Annotated in this window: 22 protein-coding genes; 17 read left to right on the top strand and 5 right to left on the bottom strand. The window is 65.1% G+C overall.

Annotated features, from left to right (window positions below):
* Positions 1–2 precede the first annotated feature (2 nt).
* Together A0J57_RS14865 and A0J57_RS14860 are read left to right on the top strand one after the other, a co-directional pair.
* Positions 3–566 (top strand): DNA-3-methyladenine glycosylase I, encoded by a 564-nt coding sequence (locus A0J57_RS14865; RefSeq protein WP_061934367.1) that lies wholly within the window; start codon positions 3–5, stop codon positions 564–566.
* An 8-nt stretch (positions 567–574) separates the two neighbouring features.
* On the top strand, positions 575–1081 hold the full coding sequence (locus A0J57_RS14860) for a COG3650 family protein (RefSeq protein ID WP_061934550.1): 507 nt from the start codon (positions 575–577) through the stop codon (positions 1079–1081).
* Between the two features lie 328 nt (positions 1082–1409).
* Here the strand turns inward: A0J57_RS14860 and A0J57_RS14855 are convergent, their stop codons facing one another.
* Positions 1410–2141, bottom strand: a complete 732-nt coding sequence (locus tag A0J57_RS14855; protein WP_025551889.1) for a hypothetical protein — start codon at positions 2139–2141, stop codon at positions 1410–1412.
* A 229-nt stretch (positions 2142–2370) separates the two neighbouring features.
* Between A0J57_RS14855 and A0J57_RS14850 the strand changes: the two genes are divergently transcribed.
* The 6 genes from A0J57_RS14850 (at position 2371) to A0J57_RS14825 (ending at position 9855) form a co-directional block, all read left to right on the top strand.
* A complete protein-coding gene (locus A0J57_RS14850) occupies positions 2371–2820 on the top strand; it encodes a DUF3576 domain-containing protein (RefSeq protein ID WP_025160613.1) in 450 nt (149 codons plus the stop codon).
* A 114-nt stretch (positions 2821–2934) separates the two neighbouring features.
* On the top strand, positions 2935–5505 hold the full coding sequence (gene leuS / locus A0J57_RS14845) for a leucine--tRNA ligase (RefSeq protein ID WP_061934365.1): 2571 nt from the start codon (positions 2935–2937) through the stop codon (positions 5503–5505).
* A gap of 98 nt (positions 5506–5603) precedes the next feature.
* Positions 5604–6098 (top strand): LPS assembly lipoprotein LptE, encoded by a 495-nt coding sequence (gene lptE / locus A0J57_RS14840; RefSeq protein ID WP_025551884.1) that lies wholly within the window; start codon positions 5604–5606, stop codon positions 6096–6098.
* The gene (gene holA, locus A0J57_RS14835) at positions 6095–7120 is read left to right on the top strand and encodes a DNA polymerase III subunit delta (protein WP_048577327.1); all 1026 of its coding nucleotides are present in this window, start codon (positions 6095–6097) and stop codon (positions 7118–7120) included. Before lptE ends, holA begins: the two co-directional genes overlap by 4 nt.
* A gap of 98 nt (positions 7121–7218) precedes the next feature.
* A complete protein-coding gene (msrB, locus tag A0J57_RS14830; protein WP_044662858.1) occupies positions 7219–7623 on the top strand; it encodes a peptide-methionine (R)-S-oxide reductase MsrB in 405 nt (134 codons plus the stop codon).
* Positions 7624–7779: 156 nt separating this feature from the next.
* Positions 7780–9855, top strand: coding sequence for a transglycosylase domain-containing protein (locus A0J57_RS14825; protein ID WP_061934363.1), 2076 nt, complete (start codon positions 7780–7782; stop codon positions 9853–9855).
* 171 nt (positions 9856–10026) lie between these two features.
* On the opposite strand, the gene A0J57_RS14820 is transcribed toward A0J57_RS14825, so the two are convergent.
* The gene (locus A0J57_RS14820; protein ID WP_061934361.1) at positions 10027–10983 is read right to left on the bottom strand and encodes an aspartyl protease family protein; all 957 of its coding nucleotides are present in this window, start codon (positions 10981–10983) and stop codon (positions 10027–10029) included.
* Between the two features lie 256 nt (positions 10984–11239).
* On the opposite strand from A0J57_RS14820, the gene rho reads away from it, so the two are divergent.
* Entirely contained in the window at positions 11240–12496 is a 1257-nt protein-coding gene (gene rho, locus A0J57_RS14815; protein WP_007689303.1) for a transcription termination factor Rho, read from the top strand.
* Positions 12497–12630: 134 nt separating this feature from the next.
* Positions 12631–13350: a YjbE family putative metal transport protein gene (locus A0J57_RS14810; protein WP_061934359.1), complete on the top strand. Its 720-nt coding sequence runs from the start codon at positions 12631–12633 to the stop codon at positions 13348–13350.
* Positions 13351–13410: 60 nt separating this feature from the next.
* Here A0J57_RS14810 and A0J57_RS14805 read toward each other — a convergent pair whose 3' ends face one another.
* The 3 genes from A0J57_RS14805 to A0J57_RS14795 form a co-directional block, all read right to left on the bottom strand.
* Positions 13411–14430: a phytanoyl-CoA dioxygenase family protein gene (locus A0J57_RS14805; protein ID WP_173664364.1), complete on the bottom strand. Its 1020-nt coding sequence runs from the start codon at positions 14428–14430 to the stop codon at positions 13411–13413.
* Between the two features lie 143 nt (positions 14431–14573).
* The gene (locus A0J57_RS14800) at positions 14574–15542 is read right to left on the bottom strand and encodes a quinone oxidoreductase (RefSeq protein ID WP_201030943.1); all 969 of its coding nucleotides are present in this window, start codon (positions 15540–15542) and stop codon (positions 14574–14576) included.
* Between the two features lie 15 nt (positions 15543–15557).
* Positions 15558–16256 (bottom strand): dienelactone hydrolase family protein, encoded by a 699-nt coding sequence (locus A0J57_RS14795; protein WP_048577324.1) that lies wholly within the window; start codon positions 16254–16256, stop codon positions 15558–15560.
* On the opposite strand from A0J57_RS14795, the gene A0J57_RS27200 reads away from it, so the two are divergent.
* Genes A0J57_RS27200 through A0J57_RS14765 form a run of 7 tightly spaced genes read left to right on the top strand, consistent with a single transcriptional unit; the run spans position 16247 to position 22224 of the window.
* The gene (locus tag A0J57_RS27200; RefSeq protein ID WP_257554871.1) at positions 16247–16375 is read left to right on the top strand and encodes a hypothetical protein; all 129 of its coding nucleotides are present in this window, start codon (positions 16247–16249) and stop codon (positions 16373–16375) included. The genes A0J57_RS14795 and A0J57_RS27200 overlap by 10 nt on opposite strands.
* A 39-nt stretch (positions 16376–16414) precedes the next feature.
* Entirely contained in the window at positions 16415–16675 is a 261-nt protein-coding gene (locus A0J57_RS14790; RefSeq protein ID WP_061934353.1) for a DUF6489 family protein, read from the top strand.
* 21 nt (positions 16676–16696) lie between these two features.
* Positions 16697–17980 carry a tRNA uridine-5-carboxymethylaminomethyl(34) synthesis GTPase MnmE gene (gene mnmE, locus A0J57_RS14785; protein WP_061934351.1) on the top strand — a complete coding sequence of 428 codons (1284 nt, stop codon included), beginning with the start codon at positions 16697–16699 and terminating at the stop codon, positions 17978–17980.
* A 59-nt stretch (positions 17981–18039) separates the two neighbouring features.
* A complete protein-coding gene (mnmG, locus tag A0J57_RS14780; protein WP_061934349.1) occupies positions 18040–19890 on the top strand; it encodes a tRNA uridine-5-carboxymethylaminomethyl(34) synthesis enzyme MnmG in 1851 nt (616 codons plus the stop codon).
* Positions 19887–20528: a 16S rRNA (guanine(527)-N(7))-methyltransferase RsmG gene (gene rsmG, locus A0J57_RS14775; RefSeq protein ID WP_044660602.1), complete on the top strand. Its 642-nt coding sequence runs from the start codon at positions 19887–19889 to the stop codon at positions 20526–20528. The genes mnmG and rsmG overlap by 4 nt, the downstream gene beginning before the upstream one ends.
* A complete protein-coding gene (locus A0J57_RS14770) occupies positions 20525–21307 on the top strand; it encodes a ParA family protein (protein WP_025551164.1) in 783 nt (260 codons plus the stop codon). Before rsmG ends, A0J57_RS14770 begins: the two co-directional genes overlap by 4 nt.
* Positions 21304–22224: a ParB/RepB/Spo0J family partition protein gene (locus A0J57_RS14765; RefSeq protein WP_061934346.1), complete on the top strand. Its 921-nt coding sequence runs from the start codon at positions 21304–21306 to the stop codon at positions 22222–22224. The genes A0J57_RS14770 and A0J57_RS14765 overlap by 4 nt, the downstream gene beginning before the upstream one ends.
* Positions 22225–22275: the final 51 nt, after the last annotated feature.

Below are 22275 nucleotides of genomic sequence, written 5' to 3'. Positions count from 1 at the left end.
CGATGGAGCGGGTCCGTTGCGGTTGGGCTGGATCGGACCCGCTTTATTGCGCCTATCATGACAGCGAATGGGGCGTTCCGGAACGCGATCCGCGGATGCTCTGGGAAACGCTGATGCTGGAGGGCTTTCAGGCGGGCCTCAGCTGGATCACCATATTGCGCAAGCGGGAGACGTTCCGCGCCGCCTTTGCGGGGTTCGATCCGGACAAGGTTGCGCGCTTCGACGGGGCCGATGTCGAACGTTTGATGGGCGACCCCGGCATCATCCGGGCGCGGGCGAAGATCGAAGCGACGATCGCGGGCGCGCGGATTTTCTGCGATATGCGGGAACGGGGCGAGGATTTCTCCGCCTATGTCTGGAATTTCGTCGGGGGCGAGCCGATCCGGAACGATGGCCTGACCTTCCCGGCCAGAACCGACCTTTCGGAAGAGATTTCCCGAGATCTCAAGAAGCGCGGCTTCAAATTTGTGGGCCCCACCATCGTCTATGCATGGATGCAGGCGATCGGGATGGTGAACGATCATGCGTTGGATTGCTTCCGGCGGGATGAGGTCGGCAAGGCGTGAGACGATTCCTGCCGCTGGTCCTGTGTGCGCTGGCGGGGTGTGGCGGCGACGAAATGCCCACGGCCAACGGCGCGCAGCCTCACGCCTCCGCACCGATCGGGACGCCGGACCCAGCGCCAGGCCAAGGCCCTGAAAATATTTCGAAACTGGTTCCACGTGGAACAGAGGCACGTGGGACGAAGGAGAGCCCGCCGGTCAGCTCTCCCGGCGTTAAGCATGCTGTGGACGATGGTTATCGGGCGATCGGGACCGAGCCTTTCTGGGCCGTGACGGTAAAGGGATCGACCGCCGTGCTGGAGCGTCCGGACAGGGCGCCCGTCCGCTACGCCATATCCCGGAACGACGACCGGCGGGCTGTCCGTTTCCTGGGGGAGGGCTTTTCAATGATCGTAACCGAAGGGCCATGCAGCGACGGCATGAGCGATGCGGTCTGGTCCGACCGCGTGGCGGTGGCCTTTGGCGAGGGAACGCTGAACGGCTGCGGCGGCTTGCGGGACGATCAGGGCGAACCGTAGAGCCAATCGACATTCAGAAGATGACGAGCCGAGCCGAAGGCCACCGAAGGTAAAATGGTGGTTTTTCGTGACCCGGAGCGCAGCCTACTCAAAGTAGGTGAGCACCGGAAGCACGGAAGAGCGTCATTCGCAGGCCGTCAGGGCTGAATGTCGATTGGCTCTAAAGCCCCCGGTTGCCGGGCGACACAGGGCGCTCAGGTCTTTCTGCCGGATGGAAGCGGGACATGCTCCTGCCCCAAACCATGGTTCGGCCTGGACGGGACAAACGCTGGACAAGACCGAAGCCGAGGCAGGCATGATGCCGCTCAACCTCGTCCCTCAAGCCGTTTTAGAATTTGAAGATCGTGCCCAGATAGACGGCCTGCGCATCCTGCCGGTCGTCGGTCATCGGCGTCAGGCGTCCGGCAAAGCTGTTATTATAGCGAATGCCCGCGGTGACGTTCAGATTGCGCGTCAGCGAATAGGAACTGGCCAGATCCAGCGAATAATCCTTGTCCGCGCTGGGGTTGCGGATCGTCGCGGCCGGCTCGCGGCGGCTCTCGATCAGCACCTTGGTGCTGAAACGGTCCTTGCGGCCCTGATCCAGCGAGAAATTCCTGGCCCCCGCCATCGGCTCGACGGCGACCGGGTCCAGTTCCTTGCGGCCCACCGCTTCGGGCAGGGCGAACTTGCGCCAGTTATGCGCGCTGTTCAGGCTGAAGGCGACGGGCGCGATGCTCACCGGGTCCAGCGTCCGGCTGATCGCGACGCGATCGTTCAGGTCGGCGGCGCGCACCATGACGGTGACCGAGCGCTGACCGCTCAGCGACCCGCTGGTGGGGGTGAAGCGGAAATTCTGGCGACTCGCGGACGCGGCGATCTTCGCATAGGCTGCCGCCAGGCGCGGGTCCTTGGTCGTCGGCGTGAAGGAGGAGATGCTGCCCAGCGCGCCCAGCGAAACCGGCGTTTCGGCGCGCATGCGGACAAGGTCGGTCGCCGCCCCGATGGCAGGGGACAGCATGAAGCCGGCCACGGCGACCGCCGAGCCTGCCAACGCTATATGTCCCCTTTTCAGGCGCATGTTCCGAATCTCTTCCCCGCCGACTACTTTTCTATGGTCCTTCATATACGCAAGGCTCTGGAATTGGTAGAGCGCCACCGGTTTTTTGTCGGAGCTGTTGCACGGAACACACAGGACTCGCCCCGGTTGCACGGCGGGTCGTCGTCGCGCCGTCCCGGAGTCCCCCTTGCCCATTGCCGCCGGTCCTCTATAGAAGCGGGGCGTTTACTCGTTTGATGGGACAATAATGATGGTCCGCCGCCTTTCTTCGCGCCTTTCCGCCGGTCTGCTGCTGGCTGCACTTCTGCCGCTCGCCGCCTGCGGGGGCGGCGCCAAGGACCGCCCGAAGGCGGATCTCGCCGCATCGAAGGTGACGACCATCGGCGTCAACGCCTATCTGTGGCGCGCCAGCCTCGACACCCTGTCCTTCATGCCCATGGTCCAGACGGATTCGAACGGCGGCGTGATCGTCACCGACTGGTACGCCAATCCGAACAGCCCCAATGAGCGGATGAAGCTGACCGTATCGATCCTGGACCAGGATCTGCGCGCCGATGCGCTGCGCGTCGCCGCCAGCCGCCAGGTCAGCCAGGGCGGCCAGTGGGTCGACGTGCCGGTGCAGGCCGCGACCGTGCAGAAGCTGGAAGAGATCATCCTGACCAAGGCCCGCGACCTGCGCCGCATGGCGATTGCGGGCTGATCGCGGCGTCGATTTCCGTTCGCCCTGAGCCTGTCGAAGGGCCATATGTTCTTGAAGAGTAGTGCAGGGCTTCGACAGGCTCGGCCCGAACGGCACTTGAGTTAAGGATTATCCATGCAAAGGCGCTTCAACCCGCTTGAGGCCGATGCCCGCTGGCAGGCCGTCTGGGACGAGAAGCAGACGTTCAAGGCGTCCGACAGCAGCGACAAGCCGCGCAGCTATGTGCTGGAGATGTTTCCCTATCCTTCCGGGCGCATCCATATCGGCCATGTCCGCAACTATTCGATGGGCGACGTGCTGGCCCGCTTCCGCCGGATGACCGGGCATGAGGTGCTGCACCCGATGGGCTGGGACGCATTCGGCATGCCCGCCGAAAACGCCGCGATGGAGAAGAAGGTGCATCCCGGCGCCTGGACCCGCTCCAACATCGCGACGATGCGCGCGCAACTCAAGAAGCTGGGCTTCGCGCTGGACTGGAGCCGGGAACTGGCGACCTGCGAGCCGGACTATTACGGCCATGAACAGGCGCTGTTCCTGGACATGCTGGAAGCGGGCCTGGTCTATCGCAAGGAATCGGCGGTCAACTGGGACCCGGTCGACATGACCGTGCTGGCGAACGAGCAGGTGATCGACGGCAGGGGCTGGCGATCCGGCGCGCCGGTCGAAAAGCGCAAGCTGTCCCAGTGGTTCCTCAAGATCACCCAGTTCGCGGACGATCTGCTGGCGGGCCTGAAGACGCTCGACCAGTGGCCGGACAAGGTGAAGCTGATGCAGGAAAACTGGATCGGCAAGTCGGTCGGCCTGCAATTCCGCTTCAGGCTGGACGCGCCGGTCGGCGGAATCGGTGAGCTGGAGGTCTTCTCCACCCGTCCCGACACGATTTTCGGCGCCAGCTTCGCGGCCGTCGCCGCCGATCATCCGATTGCGCTCGCCCTGGCGGAAAAGGATGCGGCGCTCGCCGCCTTCGCGGAGGAATGCCGCCAGACCGGCACCGCCGCCGCCGAGATCGAGACCCAGGAAAAGAAGGGCTATGACACCGGCCGGTCGGTGATCCACCCCTTCACCGGTCGCAAGCTGCCCTTGTTCGTCGCGAACTTCGTGCTGATGGACTATGGCACCGGCGCCGTCATGGCGGTTCCGGGCCATGACCAGCGCGACCTCGACTTCGCGCGCAAATATATGCTGCCGGTCGAGCGCGTCGTCGCCGCCGAAGGCGACGAAGCCAAGGGCATTGGCGACGAGGCCTATGTCGGCCCCGGCAGGCTGGTGAATTCCGACTTCCTCAATGGCCTTGGCGTCGAGGAGGCGAAGGCGCAAGTCATCCGCCGCGCCGAAGAGGGCGGCTGGGGCACCGGCACCACCGTCTTCCGCCTGCGCGACTGGGGCGTCTCGCGCCAGCGCTATTGGGGCACGCCGATCCCCGTCATCCATTGCGAGGATTGCGGCCCCGTGGGCGTGCCCAAGGACCAGCTTCCCGTGGTCCTGCCCGAAGACGTCAGCTTCGACATTCCCGGCAATCCGCTGGACCGGCATCCGACCTGGAAGCATGTCGACTGCCCGAAATGCGGCAAGGCGGCGCGGCGCGAGACCGACACGCTGGACACCTTCGCGGATTCAAGCTGGTATTTCATCCGCTTCGCCAGCCAGCCCAAGGACAGGCCGTTCGACCGGGAAACCGTCGAGAAATGGCTGCCGGTCGGCCAATATATCGGCGGCGTGGAACATGCGATCCTGCACCTGCTCTACGCCCGTTTCTGGACCCGCGCGCTCCGGCATATGGGACAGATCGGCTTTGCCGAACCGTTCACCGGCCTCTTCACCCAGGGCATGGTGACGCATGAGACCTACAAGGCGGCTGTCCCTCTCCCGGTTCCTGCCGATTATGATGGCTCGCAGCCGGAAATGCATGCTGCAGAGGTTTGGGTTTCGCCCGCTGAGGTCGAACGCCGGGATGGCAAATGCTTCCTTGTCGGGACCGACAGTGAAGTCACCGTCGGCCGCGTCGAGAAAATGTCCAAGTCCAAGAAGAATGTCGTCGATCCGGACGACATCATCGCCCAATATGGCGCGGACGCGGTGCGCTGGTTCATGCTGTCCGACAGCCCGCCGGAGCGCGACCTGCCCTGGACCGAGGCGGGCATCGAAGGCTCCTGGCGCTTCGTCAACCGCCTGTGGCGGCTGTTCGGGGAAGCCGACAAGGCGGCAGAGGGGCAGGACAAGACGCTCGACCGCAAGCTGCACCAGACCATCGACGGCGTGGCGAAGGACATTGAGGCGCTGTCCTTCAACAAGGCAGTGGCGAAGATCTACGAACTCACCAATGCAGTCGAAAAGGCCAAGCCCTCGGCCAGCCGCAGCGCGGCGATCCGGGCGCTGGCTTTGCTGGTCGCGCCCATGACCCCCCATCTGGCCGAAGAGGCATGGGCCGACATGGGTGAGGAAGGTCTGATCGCGGACGCGGCCTGGCCGGCGGTCGATCCGGCATTGCTGGTCGAGGATGAAGTCACCATCGCCTGCCAGGTGATGGGCAAGCTGCGCGACACCATCACCGTTCCCAAGGGCACTTCCAGGGACGAGCTGGAACGTCTGGCGCTCGCCGCGCCCAATGTCGTGCGGACGCTGGACGGCGCGACGCCCAGGAAGGTGATCGTGGTGCCGGATCGTCTGGTCAATTTGGTTATCTGACAACATCCGTTCGGCTGAGCCTCTCGAAGCCCTTTACTTCTCTTCGGGGAAGAACGGCCCTTCGACAAGCTCAGGGCGAACGGTTAAGGGTAGGTCTTATGAAGCTCTGGCCATTGCTCTTCGTCGCCCTGTCCCTCTCCGCCTGCGGCCTGCGCCCGGTCTATGGCGGGGGCGGCCACGGCCCGGTCGCGCAGGCGCTGGGCAATGTCGAGGTGCAGCCGATAGAGGGCAAGGGCGGCTGGCTGGTGCGCAATGCGCTGAACGACCGGCTGGCGGCGATGAGCGGCACCGGACCCGGTTACAAGCTGGTGGTGAAGCTGGACGACAATATCAGCGGCTTCGGTCTGCGCTCCGACGCCGCCGTCACGCGCGAGCGGCGGACCCTGCGGGCGCGCTATCAGCTTATCGACGGCGCAACCGGCGCGCAGATTCTGGACGATACCGCCGGATCGGACGTCGGCATCGACGTGGTCTCCAGCGAATATGCGACCATCGCGGCGGAAGACACCGCCCTGGAACGCCTGTCGCAGACCATTGCCGACCAGATCGTCGCGCGGCTCGCCCGTTTCGCGGCGCGGGACAAATCCCGTTGAAGGCCAATCGCGGCCAGATCGAAAAGGCGCTCGACGCGCCGCCTGCCGACTGCCGCTTCTTCCTGCTCTATGGACCCGACGAAGCGGGCAGCACGGCGCTCGCCAAGCGGCTGGAGCGCGCCATGGGGCCGGAAGCGGAGCGGGTCGACCTGGACGGACCGACTCTGCGCGACGATCCGGCGCGGCTGGCGGATGAAGCGGCGTCCTTCTCCATGTTCGGGGACAAGCGCTGGATCCGCGTCACCGGCATGGGGGAGGAATCGCTGCCCGCCCTCAACGCCCTGCTGGAGGCGGAGGCGGCGGGCAATCCCGTCATCGCCATAGCGGGCGCGCTCAAGGGCACGTCGAAGCTGCTCAAGCTCGCGCTCGACCACAAGCAGACCATGGCCTTCATATCCTACCAGCCCGACGCGCGGGAGGCGGAGCAGATCGCCATCGCCATCGCGCGGGAAGGGGGGCTGCGCCTTTCGCCCGAACTGGGCCGCCGCATCGCCGATCTTGCCAATGGCGACCGCACGCTGATGGCCGGGGAGGTGGAGAAGCTGATCCTCTATCTCGACGCCGCGCCGGACCGCCCGCGCGAAGCGACGGAGGAGGCGCTGGACGCCCTTTCCGCCGACAATCCCGACAGCGACGCCGCGCCGCTGGTGAATGCCGTGCTGGGCGGCGACCTGCGCGGCATGCACCGCGAACTGGGGCGGCTGGCGGAGGCGGGAACGGCGATGGCGGCGGTGCTGCGCCCGCTGCTGGCCCGCGCCATGCTGCTCGCCAATATCCGCACCGATTTCGATGACAGCGGCCGGCTGGAAGGCGCGGTCGAGGCGGCGGGCAAGCAGGTCTTCTGGAAGGAAAAGGGCATCGTCACCCGGCAGGTCCGCATCTGGGACGCGCCCGGCATCGCCCGCGTCATCCACAGGCTCGCCCAGGCGGAGCGCGCCAGCCGGTCGGGCAGGGGCCTGGGCGACCTGATGGTCCGGCACGAACTGCTCGCCATCGCCCGCCAGGCGGCGCGGGAGCGATAGAGGTTTCTCCCGGGCGCCGCCGCCTGCCGCGGGAGCGCCGTTACCCGGATCATGCTAACCGCTTGATCGCGCGCCCGCCCACCGCCATATTGCCGGGCATGGACAAGCTCAACCTGACCGACGCCGAATGGCGCGAGCGCCTTTCCCCCGAACAATATCATATTCTGCGGGAGGGCGGCACGGAACGGGCCTTCACCGGCAAATATAACAGCAACAAGGCCGATGGCCGCTATTTCTGCGCGGGCTGCGGCGCCGAACTGTTCGATGCGGACGAAAAATATGACAGCGGATCGGGCTGGCCCAGCTTCACCGCGCCGGTCGACATCGATGCGGTCGATGAAATCCGCGACACCAGCCATGGCATGATCCGCACCGAAGTCCGCTGTTCGAATTGCGGCGGGCATCTGGGCCATGTCTTCCCCGACGGTCCGGGCGTCAACGGCCTGCGCTATTGCATGAACAGCGCGTCGCTCGATTTCAAGCCGCGCGACGAAGGCGAATGATCGTTCATCGCCGGTAAAGCGTCGCTTCCCTTGAGGATGACGGGCGATTTCGGCAGAGGCGAAATCGCGCATGACGGAGAAACTCCGGCTTTTTTGCGCGGCCTGCACGGCTTTTCCACTGGCCGCCTTTTCGTTTAGCGCATATCCGGGCGAACCATGGCACGATCAGGCAAGAGCAGCGAACCGCGGGGCAAAGTGAAGACATGGCTGGTGCGGGGCCTGAAGATCGGCCTCGTCGGCGGCCTCAGCGCGCTTGTCGCGATCGTCGTGGCGGTGGTGATCGCCTATCAGTCTCTGCCCGACTATGAATCGCTGAAATCCTCGCCCAACGGCCAGATGATCCGCGTCCATGCCGCCGACGGCAGCGTCATCGTGTCGCTGGGCCCCAGCTTCGGCCGCTGGCTGAGCTACGACCAGATTCCGACCGTGATGGTCGATGCGATGGTTTCGACCGAGGACAAGCGTTACTATCTGCACCCCGGCGTCGATCCCATCGGCATGGCGCGCGCCGCCTGGGTGGCGCTGGAGCGGCGCGGCAGCGGCCGCCGCTGGCAGGGCGCGTCCACCATCACCCAGCAGGTGACGCGCAACATCTTCCTCAACAACAGCTACAGCTGGGGCCGCAAGGTGCGCGAAATGGTGCTGGCCCTCGCGCTGGAGCGCAAATTCTCCAAGCGGCAGATCCTGGAGCTTTATCTCAACAAGGTCTATTTCGGCGGCGGCGCCTATGGCATCGACGCGGCTAGCCGCAAATTCTTCGGCCACCCGGCCACCAGCCTGGACCTGCCCGAAGCGGCGATCGTCGCCGGTCTGGTGAAGGCGCCCTCCAGCTATTCCCCGACCGCCGACGCCGATGCCGCCATCGGCCGCGCGGGCGTGGTGCTGGAACTGATGGAGGAAAATGGCAAGATCAGCGCGGCGGAACGCGCCTCGGCCGGTCTCCAGAATGTAAGGATGGCGCCCGAACCGCCGCAGAACAGCGTCCGCTACTTCACCGACTGGGCGCTGCCGCAGCTCGACACGCTGATCGATGAGCCCAATGAGCCGCTGGAGGTCTATACCACCATCGACCTCAACATGCAGAAGGCGGCCACCGCGGCGATCCAGGCCAATGTGCCCAGCGGCACGCAGGGCGCGCTGGTTTCGCTCGACCGCGACGGCGCGGTGCGGGCGATGGTCGGCGGGCTGGACTATGTGAGCTCCAACTATAATCGCGCGACGACCGCGACGCGGCAGCCGGGTTCCGCCTGGAAGATCTTCGTCTACATGGCGGCGCTGGAGGCGGGCTATACGCCCGACACCGGCGTCACCGACAGTCCGGTCGACATCAACGGGTGGAAGCCGCGCAACAGCAATGGCCGCTTTTCCGGCGACATCGATATCCGCACCGCCTTCGCCTATTCGGTCAACACCGTGGCGGCGAAGCTGGGCGTGGAGGTCGGCTTCCCCACCGTGGCGGACATGGCGCGCCGCTTCGGCATCACCACGCCGATCAACACCCATCCCTCGATGGTGCTGGGCACGTCCGACGTGCGCCTGATCGACATGACGCGCGCCTTCGCCTCCATCGCGCGCAAGGGCGTGGCCGTGACTCCCTATGGCATCACCCGGGTGACGACCGCCGAAGGCCGCCTGCTCTACGAACATCAGGACGACACCAGCCGGGTGCTGGTCGCCCCCTGGGTCGCGGCGGGGATGACCGACCTGATGCAGACCGCCGTCAGCACCGGCACCGGCAGGGCCGCGCAGATCGGCCGCCCCGTCGCCGGCAAGACCGGCACCACCAGCAGCAACAAGGACGGCTGGTTCCTGGGCTTTTCCAGCGGCATCACCACCGGCGTCTGGATGGGCCGCGACGACGCCCGCGCCGTGGGCGTCCTCCAGGGCGGCCGGGCGCCGGCCCATGCCTTTGCCGACTATATGAAGGTCGCCGTCGCGAAACGCCCGGTCGAACAGTTCGAAACGCAGGTGACGCTGCCCGAATGGCAGCTCGAACCGGATGAGGAGGCCTATTATGGCCAGCCCGACAGCGGCACGGACAGCGGCATGATGGTCGATGAAAACGGCCTTCCCATAGAACGGGCGCAGCAGCCGCCGGAGGATGAGGAACAGCCGGACGATAGCGGGCAGGCGGCGCCCAATCCCGCCGACCGGCCGCAGCCACCGCGTCTGGACCAGCAATGGATCGACAATGTGCTGGGCCGCAATCGGCAGCAGCCGGCGCCACATTAGGGCATGGTGCGGAAAGTCTCGCCCTGAGCCTGTCGAAGGGGGCAACCGGTTTTCCGCTTAGACCATGCCTAGAGCGTTTTCCAAGCAGATTAAATCATCTGCTGACCCGGAAAACGCGACAAAACAAAAACTTAGAGCAGTCGAGCCGATGCAATCGGATCGGAATCTGCTCTAGCCCGCCGCTCTCCGCGCCGTCGCGAAGCGTTTCCGGTCGAGCAGCCCCGTATCCGGCAGCAGGAAGTCGACCTTCCCCCGCCCGAAGTCGATCGCCACCCGGTCGAACAGCTTGAGCGCGTCGATGCCGAGCAGCAGCGCGGGCTTGTCCTGAAGCTCCAGTTCCGCGAAGGGCTGGGCATCCGCGAACATCACCGGCATCTCGTTCAGCGTGACCTGCCCCATGCGCACCCGGTCGATCAGGCCCGCCTGGCCCGACAGCGTCTCTCCCGTCACGCTGGTCAGCGTCACCAGCTTCATCGCGGGCGCCTTCTTCTTGCGCACCAGCTTGTTCATCAGCGCCATATTGCCGACACTGACCGAAGTGCCGGTGTCCAGGATGATGCTGACCTGCATCCCGTTCACGTCGGAATCGAGCAGGATCAGCTGCCCCTGGCGCCTGCGCGCTTCGACGACGATGACATTGGGGTCGCGCCAGCTCCGCTTGCTGTTGCTGATCTCCATCTGGCCCGTGCGGAAATTCAGCAGCAGCCGCTTGGCGTGCAGGCCGTCCAGTCCCAACAGCCCCGGCGCGCCGATATGCTCGCCTTCCAGCACCGGCGCCTCTATGTCGTCCACCACCGTCTTGCCGAAGCCCAGGCGCTGGACGGCCACCGTGTCCACCTCCGCCCGGCCGGTCATGCTGATCACCGTCACCCGATCCCGCAGCGGCAGCGCAAGCCGTTCGGCCAGGGCGCGGGAAATGACGGTGCGCTGCGATCCGGTGTCGACCACGAAATTCCATGGCCCCCTGCCGTCGATCTGGATGGGGATGGTGATGCGGGCGTCGTCGCTGGCAATGGTGCGGATCACCGCCGGCGGCTCTTCGGGGTCCAGCGCCGGCCGATCCTGCGCCGCAAGGGGAGGACTGGCGATCGCGATCGCGATGCCCAGAGCGGCGCGCCAGCGTCCCATCTCCCGTTCCTCCTAATTTTATTCCTGTATAGCATGAGCGCCCCGGTTCCGCCCATCCCATTTCATTCGCGGCAGGGCGCATATCGGCAATTTCCGTTCAACTGAACGGCTCAGCCACCTTGACTTGGCCTATGGCAGATCGCTAAACGCCAGACATTCTATCCCGCCCGTCCGGCGCGGGTTTCCCCGAGTCATTGCCGGGCAGACCTTCCCCATTTCTCCTTCCTCGTCTCTCATTCCATCGGACTTCACGCGAATGCACCTTAAGGATCTCAAGAAAAAAGCGCCCGCCGAACTCGTGACCATGGCGGAGGAACTGGGCGTCGAAGGCGCGTCGACCCTGCGCAAGCAGGACCTGATGTTCGCGATCCTCAAGGTCGAGGCCGACAATGGCGAGCAGATCATGGGCGAGGGCACGATAGAGGTGCTGCCCGACGGCTTCGGCTTCCTGCGCTCCCCCGAAGCGAACTTCCTCGCCGGTCCCGACGACATCTATGTTTCGCCCAACCAGGTCCGCAAATTCGGCCTGCGCACCGGCGACACGGTGGAGGGCGAAATCCGCGCGCCCAAGGATGGCGAGCGTTATTTCGCGCTGACCAAGCTCATCTCGGTCAATTTCGACGATCCCGAAGTCGTCCGCCATCGCGTCAATTTCGACAATCTGACGCCGCTCTACCCGACGCAGAAGCTGACGCTCGACGCGACCGACCCGACCGTCAAGGACAAGTCGGCCCGCGTCATCGACATCGTCTCGCCGCAGGGCAAGGGCCAGCGCGCCCTGATCGTCGCGCCGCCCCGCACCGGCAAGACCGTGCTGCTCCAGAATATCGCCAAGGCGATCACCGACAATCACCCCGAAGTCTTCCTGATCGTCCTGCTGATCGACGAGCGTCCGGAAGAAGTCACCGACATGCAGCGCAGCGTGAAGGGGGAGGTCGTCTCCTCGACCTTCGACGAACCGGCGCAACGCCACGTCCAGGTCGCTGAAATGGTGATCGAAAAGGCCAAGCGCCTCGTGGAACACAAGAAGGACGTGGTGATCCTGCTCGACTCGATCACCCGCCTCGGCCGCGCCTACAACACGGTGGTGCCGTCCTCGGGCAAGGTGCTGACCGGCGGCGTCGACGCGAACGCGCTCCAGCGGCCGAAGCGCTTTTTCGGCGCGGCGCGCAATATCGAGGAAGGCGGTTCGCTCTCGATCATCGCCACCGCGCTGATCGACACCGGCAGCCGCATGGACGAAGTCATCTTCGAAGAGTTCAAGGGCACCGGCAACTCGGAAATCGTGCTGGACCGCAAGGTGGCGGACAAGCGCATCTTCCCGGCGCTGGACGTCGGCAAGTCCGGCACCCGCAAGGAAGAACTGCTGGTCGACAAGGCCAAGCTTTCCAAGATGTGGGTGCTGCGCCGTATCCTGATGCAGATGGGCACGGTCGACGCGATGGAATTCCTGCTCGACAAGATGAAGGATTCCAAGACCAACGAGGATTTCTTCGATTCGATGAACCAGTAAGCCGCGGCATGGGTTGTGCTTCTGCCGGAGGCGCGCATCCATTCCATCGCGCCGCCGCGATTTTTCGGGCCGTCGGACTCCGGTCTGGCGGCCCCTTTGTTTTGGGCCATATTTTCAGGGGATAGCAGGCCGTCATGATCGACCTACTCGCAACCGCCGCCGCTGCGGCTCAGGGGATCGGCTCACCCGCCGACATCTGGGCGCACATCGTCAATGATTTCAGCAATATCGGCTCGCCCGCCGCGCTGGCTGCCTTCGGCCAGGTGTTGATGATCGACGTTCTGCTGGCGGGGGACAATGCGATCGTCGTCGGCGCCTTGGCGGCGGGCCTGCCTGCGGAACAGCGCAAGAAGGTGATCCTGATCGGCATCATCGCCGCGCTGGTGCTGCGCATCGGCTTCGCGCTGGTAGTGACGCAGCTAATGCAGATCGTCGGGCTGATCCTGGCGGGCGGGCTGCTGCTGCTCTGGGTCGCGTTCAAGATGTGGCGCGAACTCCACCCGAAGCGGGGCGGGGACACGCCCGACACCAGCGACGACGACATATCCGGCCTGCGTCCGGCCAAGAGCTTCGCGGGCGCGGCCTGGGCGGTGGCGGTCGCTGACGTTTCGATGAGCCTCGACAATGTGCTGGCGGTGGCGGGCGCGGCGCGCGATCATCCCGGCATCCTGATCATCGGGCTGATTCTGTCCGTGGCGCTGATGGGCATCGCCGCGAACATCATCGCCAAATATATCGAGCGCTTCCGCTGGATCGCCTATCTGGGCCTGGCGGTCATCATCTATGTCGCGATCAAGATGATCTATGACGGCATCGTCGACCATCAGGTGGGCATATTGACGCTCTTCGTCTAGAGGTGGCATCCACACGGCGGGTTATGGCAGGAGGGCTCCATGCGCCCTTCAGCGCACCGATCATCCGTCCGCCGCGCCCTTGATGCCCACCGGCCGCCATGGCTGCCTGATCAGGCCGGCAGCCTTGTCGCCCAGCCACCAGCGCAGCGGAATCCGGCGCTCGGCAATGCCGGGCAGGCTCCAGACATCCCATCCCCTGGCCGGCCGGAACGGGTTGCGACGGCCATAGGCCCAAATCTCGACCCGCGTCGCGGGGGTGCTGGCCGGGCTGCGCGCATGAAAGCCGAATGTGTCGGCGATCAGCAGGGTGTTGGCGGGCACTGAATAGATGCTGGGCTGCGGCAGGCCCAAGGCCGCCAGTTCGCTGACATCGATGCGCAGCGATCCTCGGGCGGAAAGACGGCAATCGCCATCGCGCGCGCTCAGGCTGCGCTGCTTTTCCCAGGCCAGCCGCTGCGGCGTCAACCGGTGCGACCCTTTCACATAGGCGAAGGGACCGGTTTCGACCGGCACGTCCTCCAGGAACAGCCATGCCTTCATCGCCGGATAGAAGGTATCGGCATGGAAAGCGAGCTGCGGATCGGTCGCGGCGTCGCGCCGCTGCGGCAGGATGGACTGGACGTAGAGCAGCGGCTCTATGTCGAAGCCGGCGACATAGCGGGACAGCGCCCGCCAGCGATCATCCCGGCGGAAGGCTTCGAAGGCCGGAATGGCGCGCCGGGCGGCGGGGTCCAGCGCCAGCCGCCGCGTGATCGTGTCGCCCTGAACCATCTCCCGCGCCGGTCCGCGGTAGGAAAAGAGCTGTTCCTGGAGGGCGCGGAAGGTTTCTGTGGGCAGGAAATCCCGGATTTCCACGACACCGTCCCGGTCGAAAGTCGTCCGATGCTCCGGATCGACGGCATTGGCCAATCGTTTGCGCCGCCGGGCCGTCATGGCCTGCGCCGCCCGCACGCGCGCCGCGTGCAGCCCCAGCGCATTGAGCCGCGTCGAACCGATCAGCGGATTGTCGACGAAGGATTTGGCGCCGGTGAAAAGCTGGGCGAACCAGAGCGGCGCGAGCAGGGGCGCAAAGGCATTCATCGACCGCGCCTTGCCATTCCGGTGGGGTCCGGTCGAGCGGAATATGCCGCCCGCCTTGAAAAACAATGCGTTTCCAATGATGTGACGTGCACTGTCATCCGACCGATACCGACGCAAACCGCTTCCAGCCCTGCCTGCGGCAGTCAGGGGATCAGGAGCGTGCTTCCCGTGGTTTGCCGCGCCTCCAGCGCGCGGTGCGCGTCGGCGGCATCCGCCAGGGCAAAGCGCTGGCCGACGACGGTCCTTACCACGCCCCGCGCCATGCGGTCGAACAGCCTTTCGGCCGTCCGCGCCAACTCTTCGGGAGTAGCGATATAGTCGAACAGGGTCGGGCGGGTGACATAAAGCGACCCACCCCGGCTGAGTTCGAGCAGGCTGATCGGCGGCACCGCGCCGGACGCATTGCCGTAGCTCACCATCAGGCCGCGCCGCTTGAGCAACGCCAGCGACGCGCTCCAGCTATCCTTGCCCACGCCGTCATAGACGACATCCACTCCACGCCCGCCGGTGATCTCCCGCACGGCGGAGGCCAGGCTGTCGAAGCCTCCATAAAGGCTATGTTCGGCATCCACCTTCGCCGCCTTCTCCGCCGATCCGCAATGGGCGATCACCACCACGCCCTTGTCCCGCAGCCACGGCACCAGCACGGAACCGACACCGCCGGCGGCGGCATGGACCAGCGCGAACTGCCCCGCCTCCAGGGTGACGATGTCCTCCGCCAGATAGCAGGCGGTCATGCCCTTCAGCATCATCGCCGCCGCATCCTGCGTGGTGACGGCATCCGGAATCCTCACCGTCTGGTCGGCGCGCACCATCCGATGCGTGGCATAGGCGCCCAGTCCGACCGCACAGCCCACCTTGTCGCCCACGGCAAAGCCGGTGACGCCCGGACCGACGGCGGCGACATGGCCGGCGCCTTCCGCGCCGATCGGCGTGGGCAACGGCGCGGGATAAAGGCCGCTGCGAAAATAGGTGTCGATGAAATTCAACCCGACGGCATCCTGCGCGATCAGCAATTCGCCTTCACCGGGCAGGCCGGGGTCGAACTCTTCCCGCGCGATCACCTCCGGCCCGCCATGCGTGCGTGCCACCATCCGCCATGCCTGCGTCATGCCTTTGCCTCCCGGTCAGAGATGGGCCGCGAAGAAATCCGCGGTCCGGCCATCGGCAAGCTGCGCCGCCGCCTCGTTGCGGCGCGCGCCCATCTCGGCGGCAAAGCCGTGATCCAGCCCCTCATAATCATGCAGGGTGACATGACGATTGTCCTTCAGCCCTTCATGCATCTTCTGCTGCACCTCGGGCGGAACGAAGCCGTCGGCGGTGGGAACATGCAGCAGCACCGGCTTGCCGATGGCGTGCTGTTCCTTCAGCAGGCCGTCGATGCCGACGCCATAATAGGCCACGAACGCATCGCCATCGGTCCGGCAAGCCGACATGAACACCAGCCGCCCGCCCAGGCAATATCCAACCAGCCCGACCTTGCCCCCTTGCCCCAGTTCCTCCCGCGCGGCCTTGATCGTCGCCTCTATGTCGCGAATGCCCTGATCCTGGTTGAATTTCTGCATATGGCCGATGGCCGCCTGAAAATCCTCCGCTATGTCGGCATCCAGCTCGACATGCGGCTTCTCGCGCCAGAAGAGATCGGGCGAAAGGGCCAGATAGCCGGCCGCCGCCCAGCCATCGCATTTGCGTCGAATCCCCTCGTTCACGCCAAAGATTTCCTGGATCACCACGATCGCGGCCTTGGGCGTTCCCTGCGGCCGGGCAACATAGACATCGAACCGGGCATCGCCCTCCAGCGTGGGGATGGATGTGAATGCTGCCATGGGAAATCCTTTCCTTTTTCCTGACATTGTCGATGGCCGGCATAATGGCGGTTGCGGGGCGGAGTGCAACCATGCTTGCCGTCAAAAAATTTGCCTTGCGCGCCCTTGTTGCGGCATGAGGCGTTGTAAAGGGTGGCTGCAGCAAAGGGTAGCGGGATATGAAGGTAAGCGTGGACGTCGACTGCACTCCTGCGGAGGCCCGGGCTTTCCTGGGGCTGCCGGATGTCACCCCCATTCACGACAAATATGTGAAGACGATGCTCGACGGCTTCGACGGCGTCGCCAATGTCGAGCAGATGGAGACCCTGTTCAAGAGCTTCTCGCCCTTGGGCGATGCCGGAATGCGCCTGTTCAAGCAGATGATGGACATCGGCCTGGCCGGAATGCCGGGCAAGAATGGCGACAAGAATCCGGGCTGATCCTGCCAGGGACGGCGCGCCGTGACGGACACCATCTTTGCCCTGTCGAGCGGCGCGCCCCCTGCCGGCATTGCTGTCATCCGGATCAGCGGACCAGCGGCAGGCCGGGCGCTTCTCGCGCTGGCCGGGCAATTGCCACCACCCCGGCGGGCCCGGCTGGCGTCGCTGCACGACCCCCGCGACGGCGCCTTATTGGATCGGGCCCTGATCCTGTGGTTTCCCGGACCGGATACGGCGACCGGCGAAGACCTGGCCGAACTGCATTGCCATGGCGGGCGGGCGGTCATCGCCGCGGTCGAGCAGGCGCTGGGCACGCTCGAAGGGTTGCGCCGGGCCGAAGCGGGTGAGTTCACACGCCGCGCCTTCGCCAATGGCCGCATGGACCTGAACGCGGTGGAGGGGCTGTCCGATCTGCTCGCTGCCGAGACACAGCAGCAGCGGCGCGCCGCTTTGTTGATGGCGGAAGGCCATTTTTCACGACGGGTGGAGGGATGGCGCCGAACATTGCTCGATCTTTCCGCCATGACGGAAGCGGCGCTTGATTTCTCCGATGAGGATGATGTGCCCGATCAGGGAATGGAGGCGCGGATCGGCCAGGGCGTCCATGGACTGGCAGGGGAAGTCGAAGCCATGCTCGCCGCGCCATCGGCCGAGCGGTTGCGCGACGGCGTTCGCGTGGTTCTGGCAGGCCCGCCCAATGCGGGGAAGTCGACGTTGCTCAACCGGCTTGTCGGGCGGGAGGCGGCGATTGTATCGGACATAGCCGGGACGACCCGCGACCGGATAGAAGTACCGGCCGCGCTGCATGGCACCGCCTTTCTTTTCACGGACACTGCCGGCCTGCGCGCCGAAACGGACGATGCCATCGAAGCCATCGGCATGGACAGGGCGCGGGGCGCGCTGGACGCGGCGGACATCATCCTCTGGTTGGGTCCGGCGGAGGAGGCTCCCCGTGCGGACGCCCTATTGGTTGCCGCCCAATGCGACCGGCACATGGCTACGGACCGCCCCGGTATTCGGCTTTCGGCCGTCACAGGAGAGGGGATGGATCGCCTGACATCCATTCTGCTCGAACGCGCCGCCGCTCTCCTGCCGGGTGAGGGCGATTATGCCCTGCACCGGCGGCAGCGGGAAGCCGGGGCGCAATTGCACGGGCATCTGAGCGCCGCGCAGGCATCGGACGATCTGCTGATCGTAGCGGAGGAGTTGCGACAGGCCCGCCAGGCCATAGACCTGCTGACAGGACGAGCCGGTACGGAGGACATGCTCGACCGCCTGTTTGCCGGATTTTGCATCGGTAAATAGCGATGTTCCACGTGGAACAGTTTTGACCGGGGCGCCCCACTTCTGTTAAGGGGGCGCGCATGCGAACAAGCTATGATGTGATCGTGGTCGGCGGCGGCCATGCAGGCTGCGAAGCGGCGGGCGCAGCGGCGCGCAAAGGGGCCTCGGTTGCGCTATTGACCTTCGACAGAGCGACGGTGGGCGCCATGTCCTGCAATCCGGCCATAGGCGGTCTGGGCAAAGGCCATCTGGTGCGGGAGGTCGACGCACTGGACGGCTTGATCGCTCGTGCTGCCGACGCCGCTGCCATTCACTACCGCATGCTCAACAGCAGCAAGGGCGCAGCGGTTCAGGGCCCGCGCATTCAGGCGGATCGCAAACGCTATCGCGCCGAGATTCACCGTCTCCTCGACGCCCAGCCCGGGCTGGAGATCGTGGAGGGAGAAGCCAGTGGATTGATCCTGACGGGCGGAGCCATCGCCGGATTGTCCCTCGCCGATGGTCGGATGCTCAAGGCGCCCGCCGTGGTGCTCGCGACGGGAACATTTCTGGGCGGCAAGCTCTTCCGGGGGGAAGAGACGCAGGCGGGCGGCCGTACCGGAGAGCGGGCTGCGACGGCTTTGGGGGTTCAGCTTCGCGCGCTGGACCTGCCGGTTGGAAGGCTCAAGACCGGAACCCCTCCCAGAATCGATGGCCGCACCATCGATTGGGCGCGGCTTGAGGCGCAGCCTTCCGATGGGTCGGCATGGACCATGTCCGCCATGTCGCCGGGGCGACCGCTGCCGCAATTGAGCTGCGCCATTACGCGCACCAATGAACGCACGCATGCGATCATCCGGGAAGGGCTGGGCCGTTCGCCGTTGTTCAGCGGCGCCATCGAGGGCAGGGGGCCGCGTTACTGCCCATCGATCGAGGACAAGGTGATCCGCTTCGGCGATCGCGACGGGCATCAGATATTTTTGGAGCCGGAGGGGTTGGACGACCATCTGGTCTATCCCAACGGGATCAGCACTTCGCTTCCCGCCGATGTGCAACTGTCTATGGTGCGGTCGATGGCGGGTCTGGAAAAGGCCGAAATCGTCGTGCCCGGCTATGCCGTGGAATATGACCATATCGATCCCCGCGCCCTGGATGCGACCTTGGAAGTGCGCGCCATCCCCGGTCTTTTCTGCGCGGGGCAGATCAACGGCACGACCGGTTATGAAGAGGCGGCGGCTCAAGGCCTGATCGCCGGAATCAATGCCGCAGCAAAGGCCAAGGCGGAGGAGCCGCTCATTCTGGATCGGGCCAGCAGTTATATCGGCGTGATGATCGACGATCTGGTCCTGCAGGGCGTGACCGAGCCCTATCGCATGCTCACTGCCCGCGCCGAATATCGGTTGCGGCTGCGCGCCGATAATGCGGGCACCCGATTGGCCCCGCTCGGCATCTATCATGGGGTGCTCGGCAAAGAGCGGGCCGCCTATTATGCGGAACGCGCCCATCAGCGCTCGCTTGTGGAAGAAGAATTGGGCCGTTCCTTCTCGGCTACTGAAATGGCGAGATCGGGCGCATCAGTCCGGCAGGATGGCGCGCGCCGCACCTTGTTCGAATGGGCGAGATTTCCGGAGGTGGGGCAGGATCTGCTCTTCGCACTCGCGCCGGCATTGGCCCGAACATCCGCCGACCTGCGCGACGAAATTCTGGAAGATGCGCATTATGCGCCCTATCTGGAGAGGCAGGAGGCGGAGATTGCGGAGATGCGCCGCAACGAACGTGTCGCCATTCCGGCCGATTTCGACTTCGCTTCTATCGGCGGGCTCTCGACGGAAATGATCGAGCGGCTGGATCTGGCGCGGCCGGACACGCTTGCGGCGGCGGGACGCATTCGCGGCATAACGCCCGCGGCACTGGCGGCCCTTCTCGTTCACATCAGGCGGCGCGCCGCGTGACGGAAGAAGAAGCACGGCAATGGTTGCAGTCCCGCTTCGATGTTTCACGTGGAACATGGGAGCGGCTGGAGAGCTATGTTGCGATCCTTCTGAGGGAGATGGAGCAGCAGAACCTGATCGCTGAATCGACCCGTGCCCATATATGGGCGCGGCACATTGTGGATTCCGCGCAGCTCCTGCCTTTGGCGGCGAAGGCCGGGCAGGGCAGGTGGGTCGACCTGGGTTCGGGCGCCGGCTTGCCGGCCATAGTCATCGCGATCCTCCATGAACGCCCCATCCAACTGGTGGAGTCACGGCGCAAGCGGATCGACTTTCTGAACGACGTCATCGCAGAGCTTGGCCTCTCCCATGCCCAGGTCTTTGGCGGTCGAGTAGAGACCGTTCCCGCTTCGGCGGCAGCCATCATCAGCGCCCGCGCCTATGCGCCTCTGCCCCGGCTGCTCGAATCCGCGCATCATCTGGCCGATGAAAAAACCATTTGGGTGCTTCCAAAAGGACGAAATGCGCAGAATGAACTGGAGGCGGCCACTCGATCATGGCAAGGTGCGTTCCACGTGGAACGCAGCGTGACCGATGCCGACAGCGCCATCATCGTCGCGGAGGCGGTCCGATCCGTCAGGAGGAAAGCCCGAGGATGATCCGTATTGCCATTGCCAATCAGAAGGGCGGCGTCGGAAAAACCACGACCGCCATCAATCTGGCCACAGGTCTGGCGGCCACTGGTCTTCGCGTGCTGCTGGTCGATCTCGATCCTCAGGGCAATGCGTCCACCGGACTCGGCGTCAACCAATCGGATCGCGTCCAGTCGAGCTATGATCTGCTTCTTGGCAATTGCGCGCTTGAGGATGCGGTTCTCGGCACGCGGGTTCCCAAGCTCGACATCGTTCCCGCGACACAGGATCTGTCGGGGGCGGAGATCGAACTGATCGAATATGAGGAAAGGACCCATCGGCTGGAAAGGGTCCTCGCCGAAGCCCAGCCGGGCCGTTGGGACATCTGCCTTATCGACTGCCCGCCCTCGCTCGGCCTTCTCACGATCAACGCCATGGTCGCGGCGCAGTCGCTGCTCGTGCCGCTGCAATGTGAATTTTTTGCGTTGGAAGGGCTCTCGCAACTGCTCCAGACAGTGGAACGGATTCGTGGCCGCTTCAATCCCGGCCTGTCGATCATGGGTGTGGCGCTCACCATGTACGACCGCCGCAATCGCCTGACGGATCAAGTTGCGGACGATGTGCGGGCCTGTCTGGGCGATCTCGTCTTTTCCACGGTCATCCCGCGCAATGTCCGCCTGTCGGAAGCGCCCAGCCACGGCGTGCCGGCCCTGATCTACGATTTCCGCTGCTCGGGATCGGAAGCCTATATGCGTCTGGCGCGTGAGTTGATCGCGCGTCTGCCCCGGCAGGAGGTTGCTGCTTGAATAACGAAAATGCCATGAAGTCGGTGAAGCGCCCCCACGGCCTTGGCCGGGGGCTGTCGGCACTGTTGGGAGACGTGGCGCGGGAAGAACCCGTCGCGCCGACGGCGGCCACGCCGCCGTCCACTAAGGCGATCCAGAGCATCGAAGTCGCGCTGATCCAGCCCCATCCGGAACAGCCGCGCCGCCATTTCGATGAGGGCGCGTTGCAGGAACTGGCGGACAGCATCGGCAAGCGGGGCGTCATCCAGCCGATCATCGTCCGGCCCCATGGCGGCGGTTTCCAGATCGTCGCGGGCGAGCGCCGCTGGCGCGCGGCCCAGCGCGCCCAGCTTCACCGCATCCCTGCCATCGTGCGCGATTTCGATGAGGCGGAAACGCTGGAAATCGCCCTTATCGAAAATATCCAGCGCGAAGACCTCAACCCGATCGAAGAAGCGGAAGCCTATCGCAAGTTGATCGCGGAGTTCCAGCACAGCCAGGAGGCGCTGGGCCGTCTGGTCGGCAAGTCGCGCAGCCATGTCGCGAACTTGATGCGCCTTCTCGATCTGCCCGCGCCCGTTCAGCAGCAGGTGATCGAACAAAAGCTCAGCATGGGCCATGCCCGTGCGCTGATCGGCGCGCCGGACTGCGAAAATCTGGCCCGCACCGTCGAAGCCAAGGGCCTGTCGGTGCGCGATACGGAACAACTGGTGCGCCGTGCGAAGAAGGGCGATGACGCGCCCGGCCGCAGACGGGCGGCCGTCCCGAAGGAAAACGATCCCGACATCGCGGCTCTGGAGCAGCATCTTGCCGACATATTGGGGGTAAAGGTCGACATTGACTATATGCAAGGCGGCAACGGCACGCTTTCGCTGCATTATTCGACGCTCGACCAACTGGACATGCTGTGCCAGCGCCTCTCGGGCGAGCGTATCTGAAGCTTCGCCAAAGGACCGGCGGCCGACGCATTTAGGCGCGGCGGCCACTGG

Source organism: Sphingobium sp. 22B (genome assembly GCF_001580035.1).
GTDB classification, from domain to species: Bacteria; Pseudomonadota; Alphaproteobacteria; order Sphingomonadales; family Sphingomonadaceae; genus Sphingobium; species Sphingobium fuliginis.
The sequence above is the reverse complement of the archived record's forward strand: the minus strand, read 5'-3'. Positions and strand labels throughout refer to the sequence as shown.

Bases quoted from the DNA above. Each gene is read 5' to 3' on its own strand.
- lptE (WP_025551884.1), top strand. From the start codon at position 5,604: ATGAAGCTCTGGCCATTGCTCTTCGTCGCCCTGTCCCTCTCCGCCTGC.
- mnmG (WP_061934349.1), top strand. From the start codon at position 18,040: ATGCGAACAAGCTATGATGTGATCGTGGTCGGCGGCGGCCATGCAGGC.
- msrB (WP_044662858.1), top strand. From the start codon at position 7,219: ATGGACAAGCTCAACCTGACCGACGCCGAATGGCGCGAGCGCCTTTCC.
- rho (WP_007689303.1), top strand. From the start codon at position 11,240: ATGCACCTTAAGGATCTCAAGAAAAAAGCGCCCGCCGAACTCGTGACC.
- A0J57_RS14825 (WP_061934363.1), top strand. From the start codon at position 7,780: ATGGCACGATCAGGCAAGAGCAGCGAACCGCGGGGCAAAGTGAAGACA.
- A0J57_RS14795 (WP_048577324.1), bottom strand. From the start codon at position 16,256: ATGGCAGCATTCACATCCATCCCCACGCTGGAGGGCGATGCCCGGTTC.
- leuS (WP_061934365.1), top strand. From the start codon at position 2,935: ATGCAAAGGCGCTTCAACCCGCTTGAGGCCGATGCCCGCTGGCAGGCC.
- A0J57_RS14790 (WP_061934353.1), top strand. From the start codon at position 16,415: ATGAAGGTAAGCGTGGACGTCGACTGCACTCCTGCGGAGGCCCGGGCT.
- A0J57_RS14810 (WP_061934359.1), top strand. From the start codon at position 12,631: ATGATCGACCTACTCGCAACCGCCGCCGCTGCGGCTCAGGGGATCGGC.
- A0J57_RS14820 (WP_061934361.1), bottom strand. From the start codon at position 10,983: ATGGGACGCTGGCGCGCCGCTCTGGGCATCGCGATCGCGATCGCCAGT.
- A0J57_RS14855 (WP_025551889.1), bottom strand. From the start codon at position 2,141: ATGCGCCTGAAAAGGGGACATATAGCGTTGGCAGGCTCGGCGGTCGCC.
- A0J57_RS14850 (WP_025160613.1), top strand. From the start codon at position 2,371: ATGGTCCGCCGCCTTTCTTCGCGCCTTTCCGCCGGTCTGCTGCTGGCT.
- A0J57_RS14800 (WP_201030943.1), bottom strand. From the start codon at position 15,542: ATGACGCAGGCATGGCGGATGGTGGCACGCACGCATGGCGGGCCGGAG.
- A0J57_RS27200 (WP_257554871.1), top strand. From the start codon at position 16,247: ATGCTGCCATGGGAAATCCTTTCCTTTTTCCTGACATTGTCGATGGCC.
- A0J57_RS14865 (WP_061934367.1), top strand. From the start codon at position 3: ATGGAGCGGGTCCGTTGCGGTTGGGCTGGATCGGACCCGCTTTATTGC.
- A0J57_RS14770 (WP_025551164.1), top strand. From the start codon at position 20,525: ATGATCCGTATTGCCATTGCCAATCAGAAGGGCGGCGTCGGAAAAACC.
- A0J57_RS14805 (WP_173664364.1), bottom strand. From the start codon at position 14,430: ATGAATGCCTTTGCGCCCCTGCTCGCGCCGCTCTGGTTCGCCCAGCTT.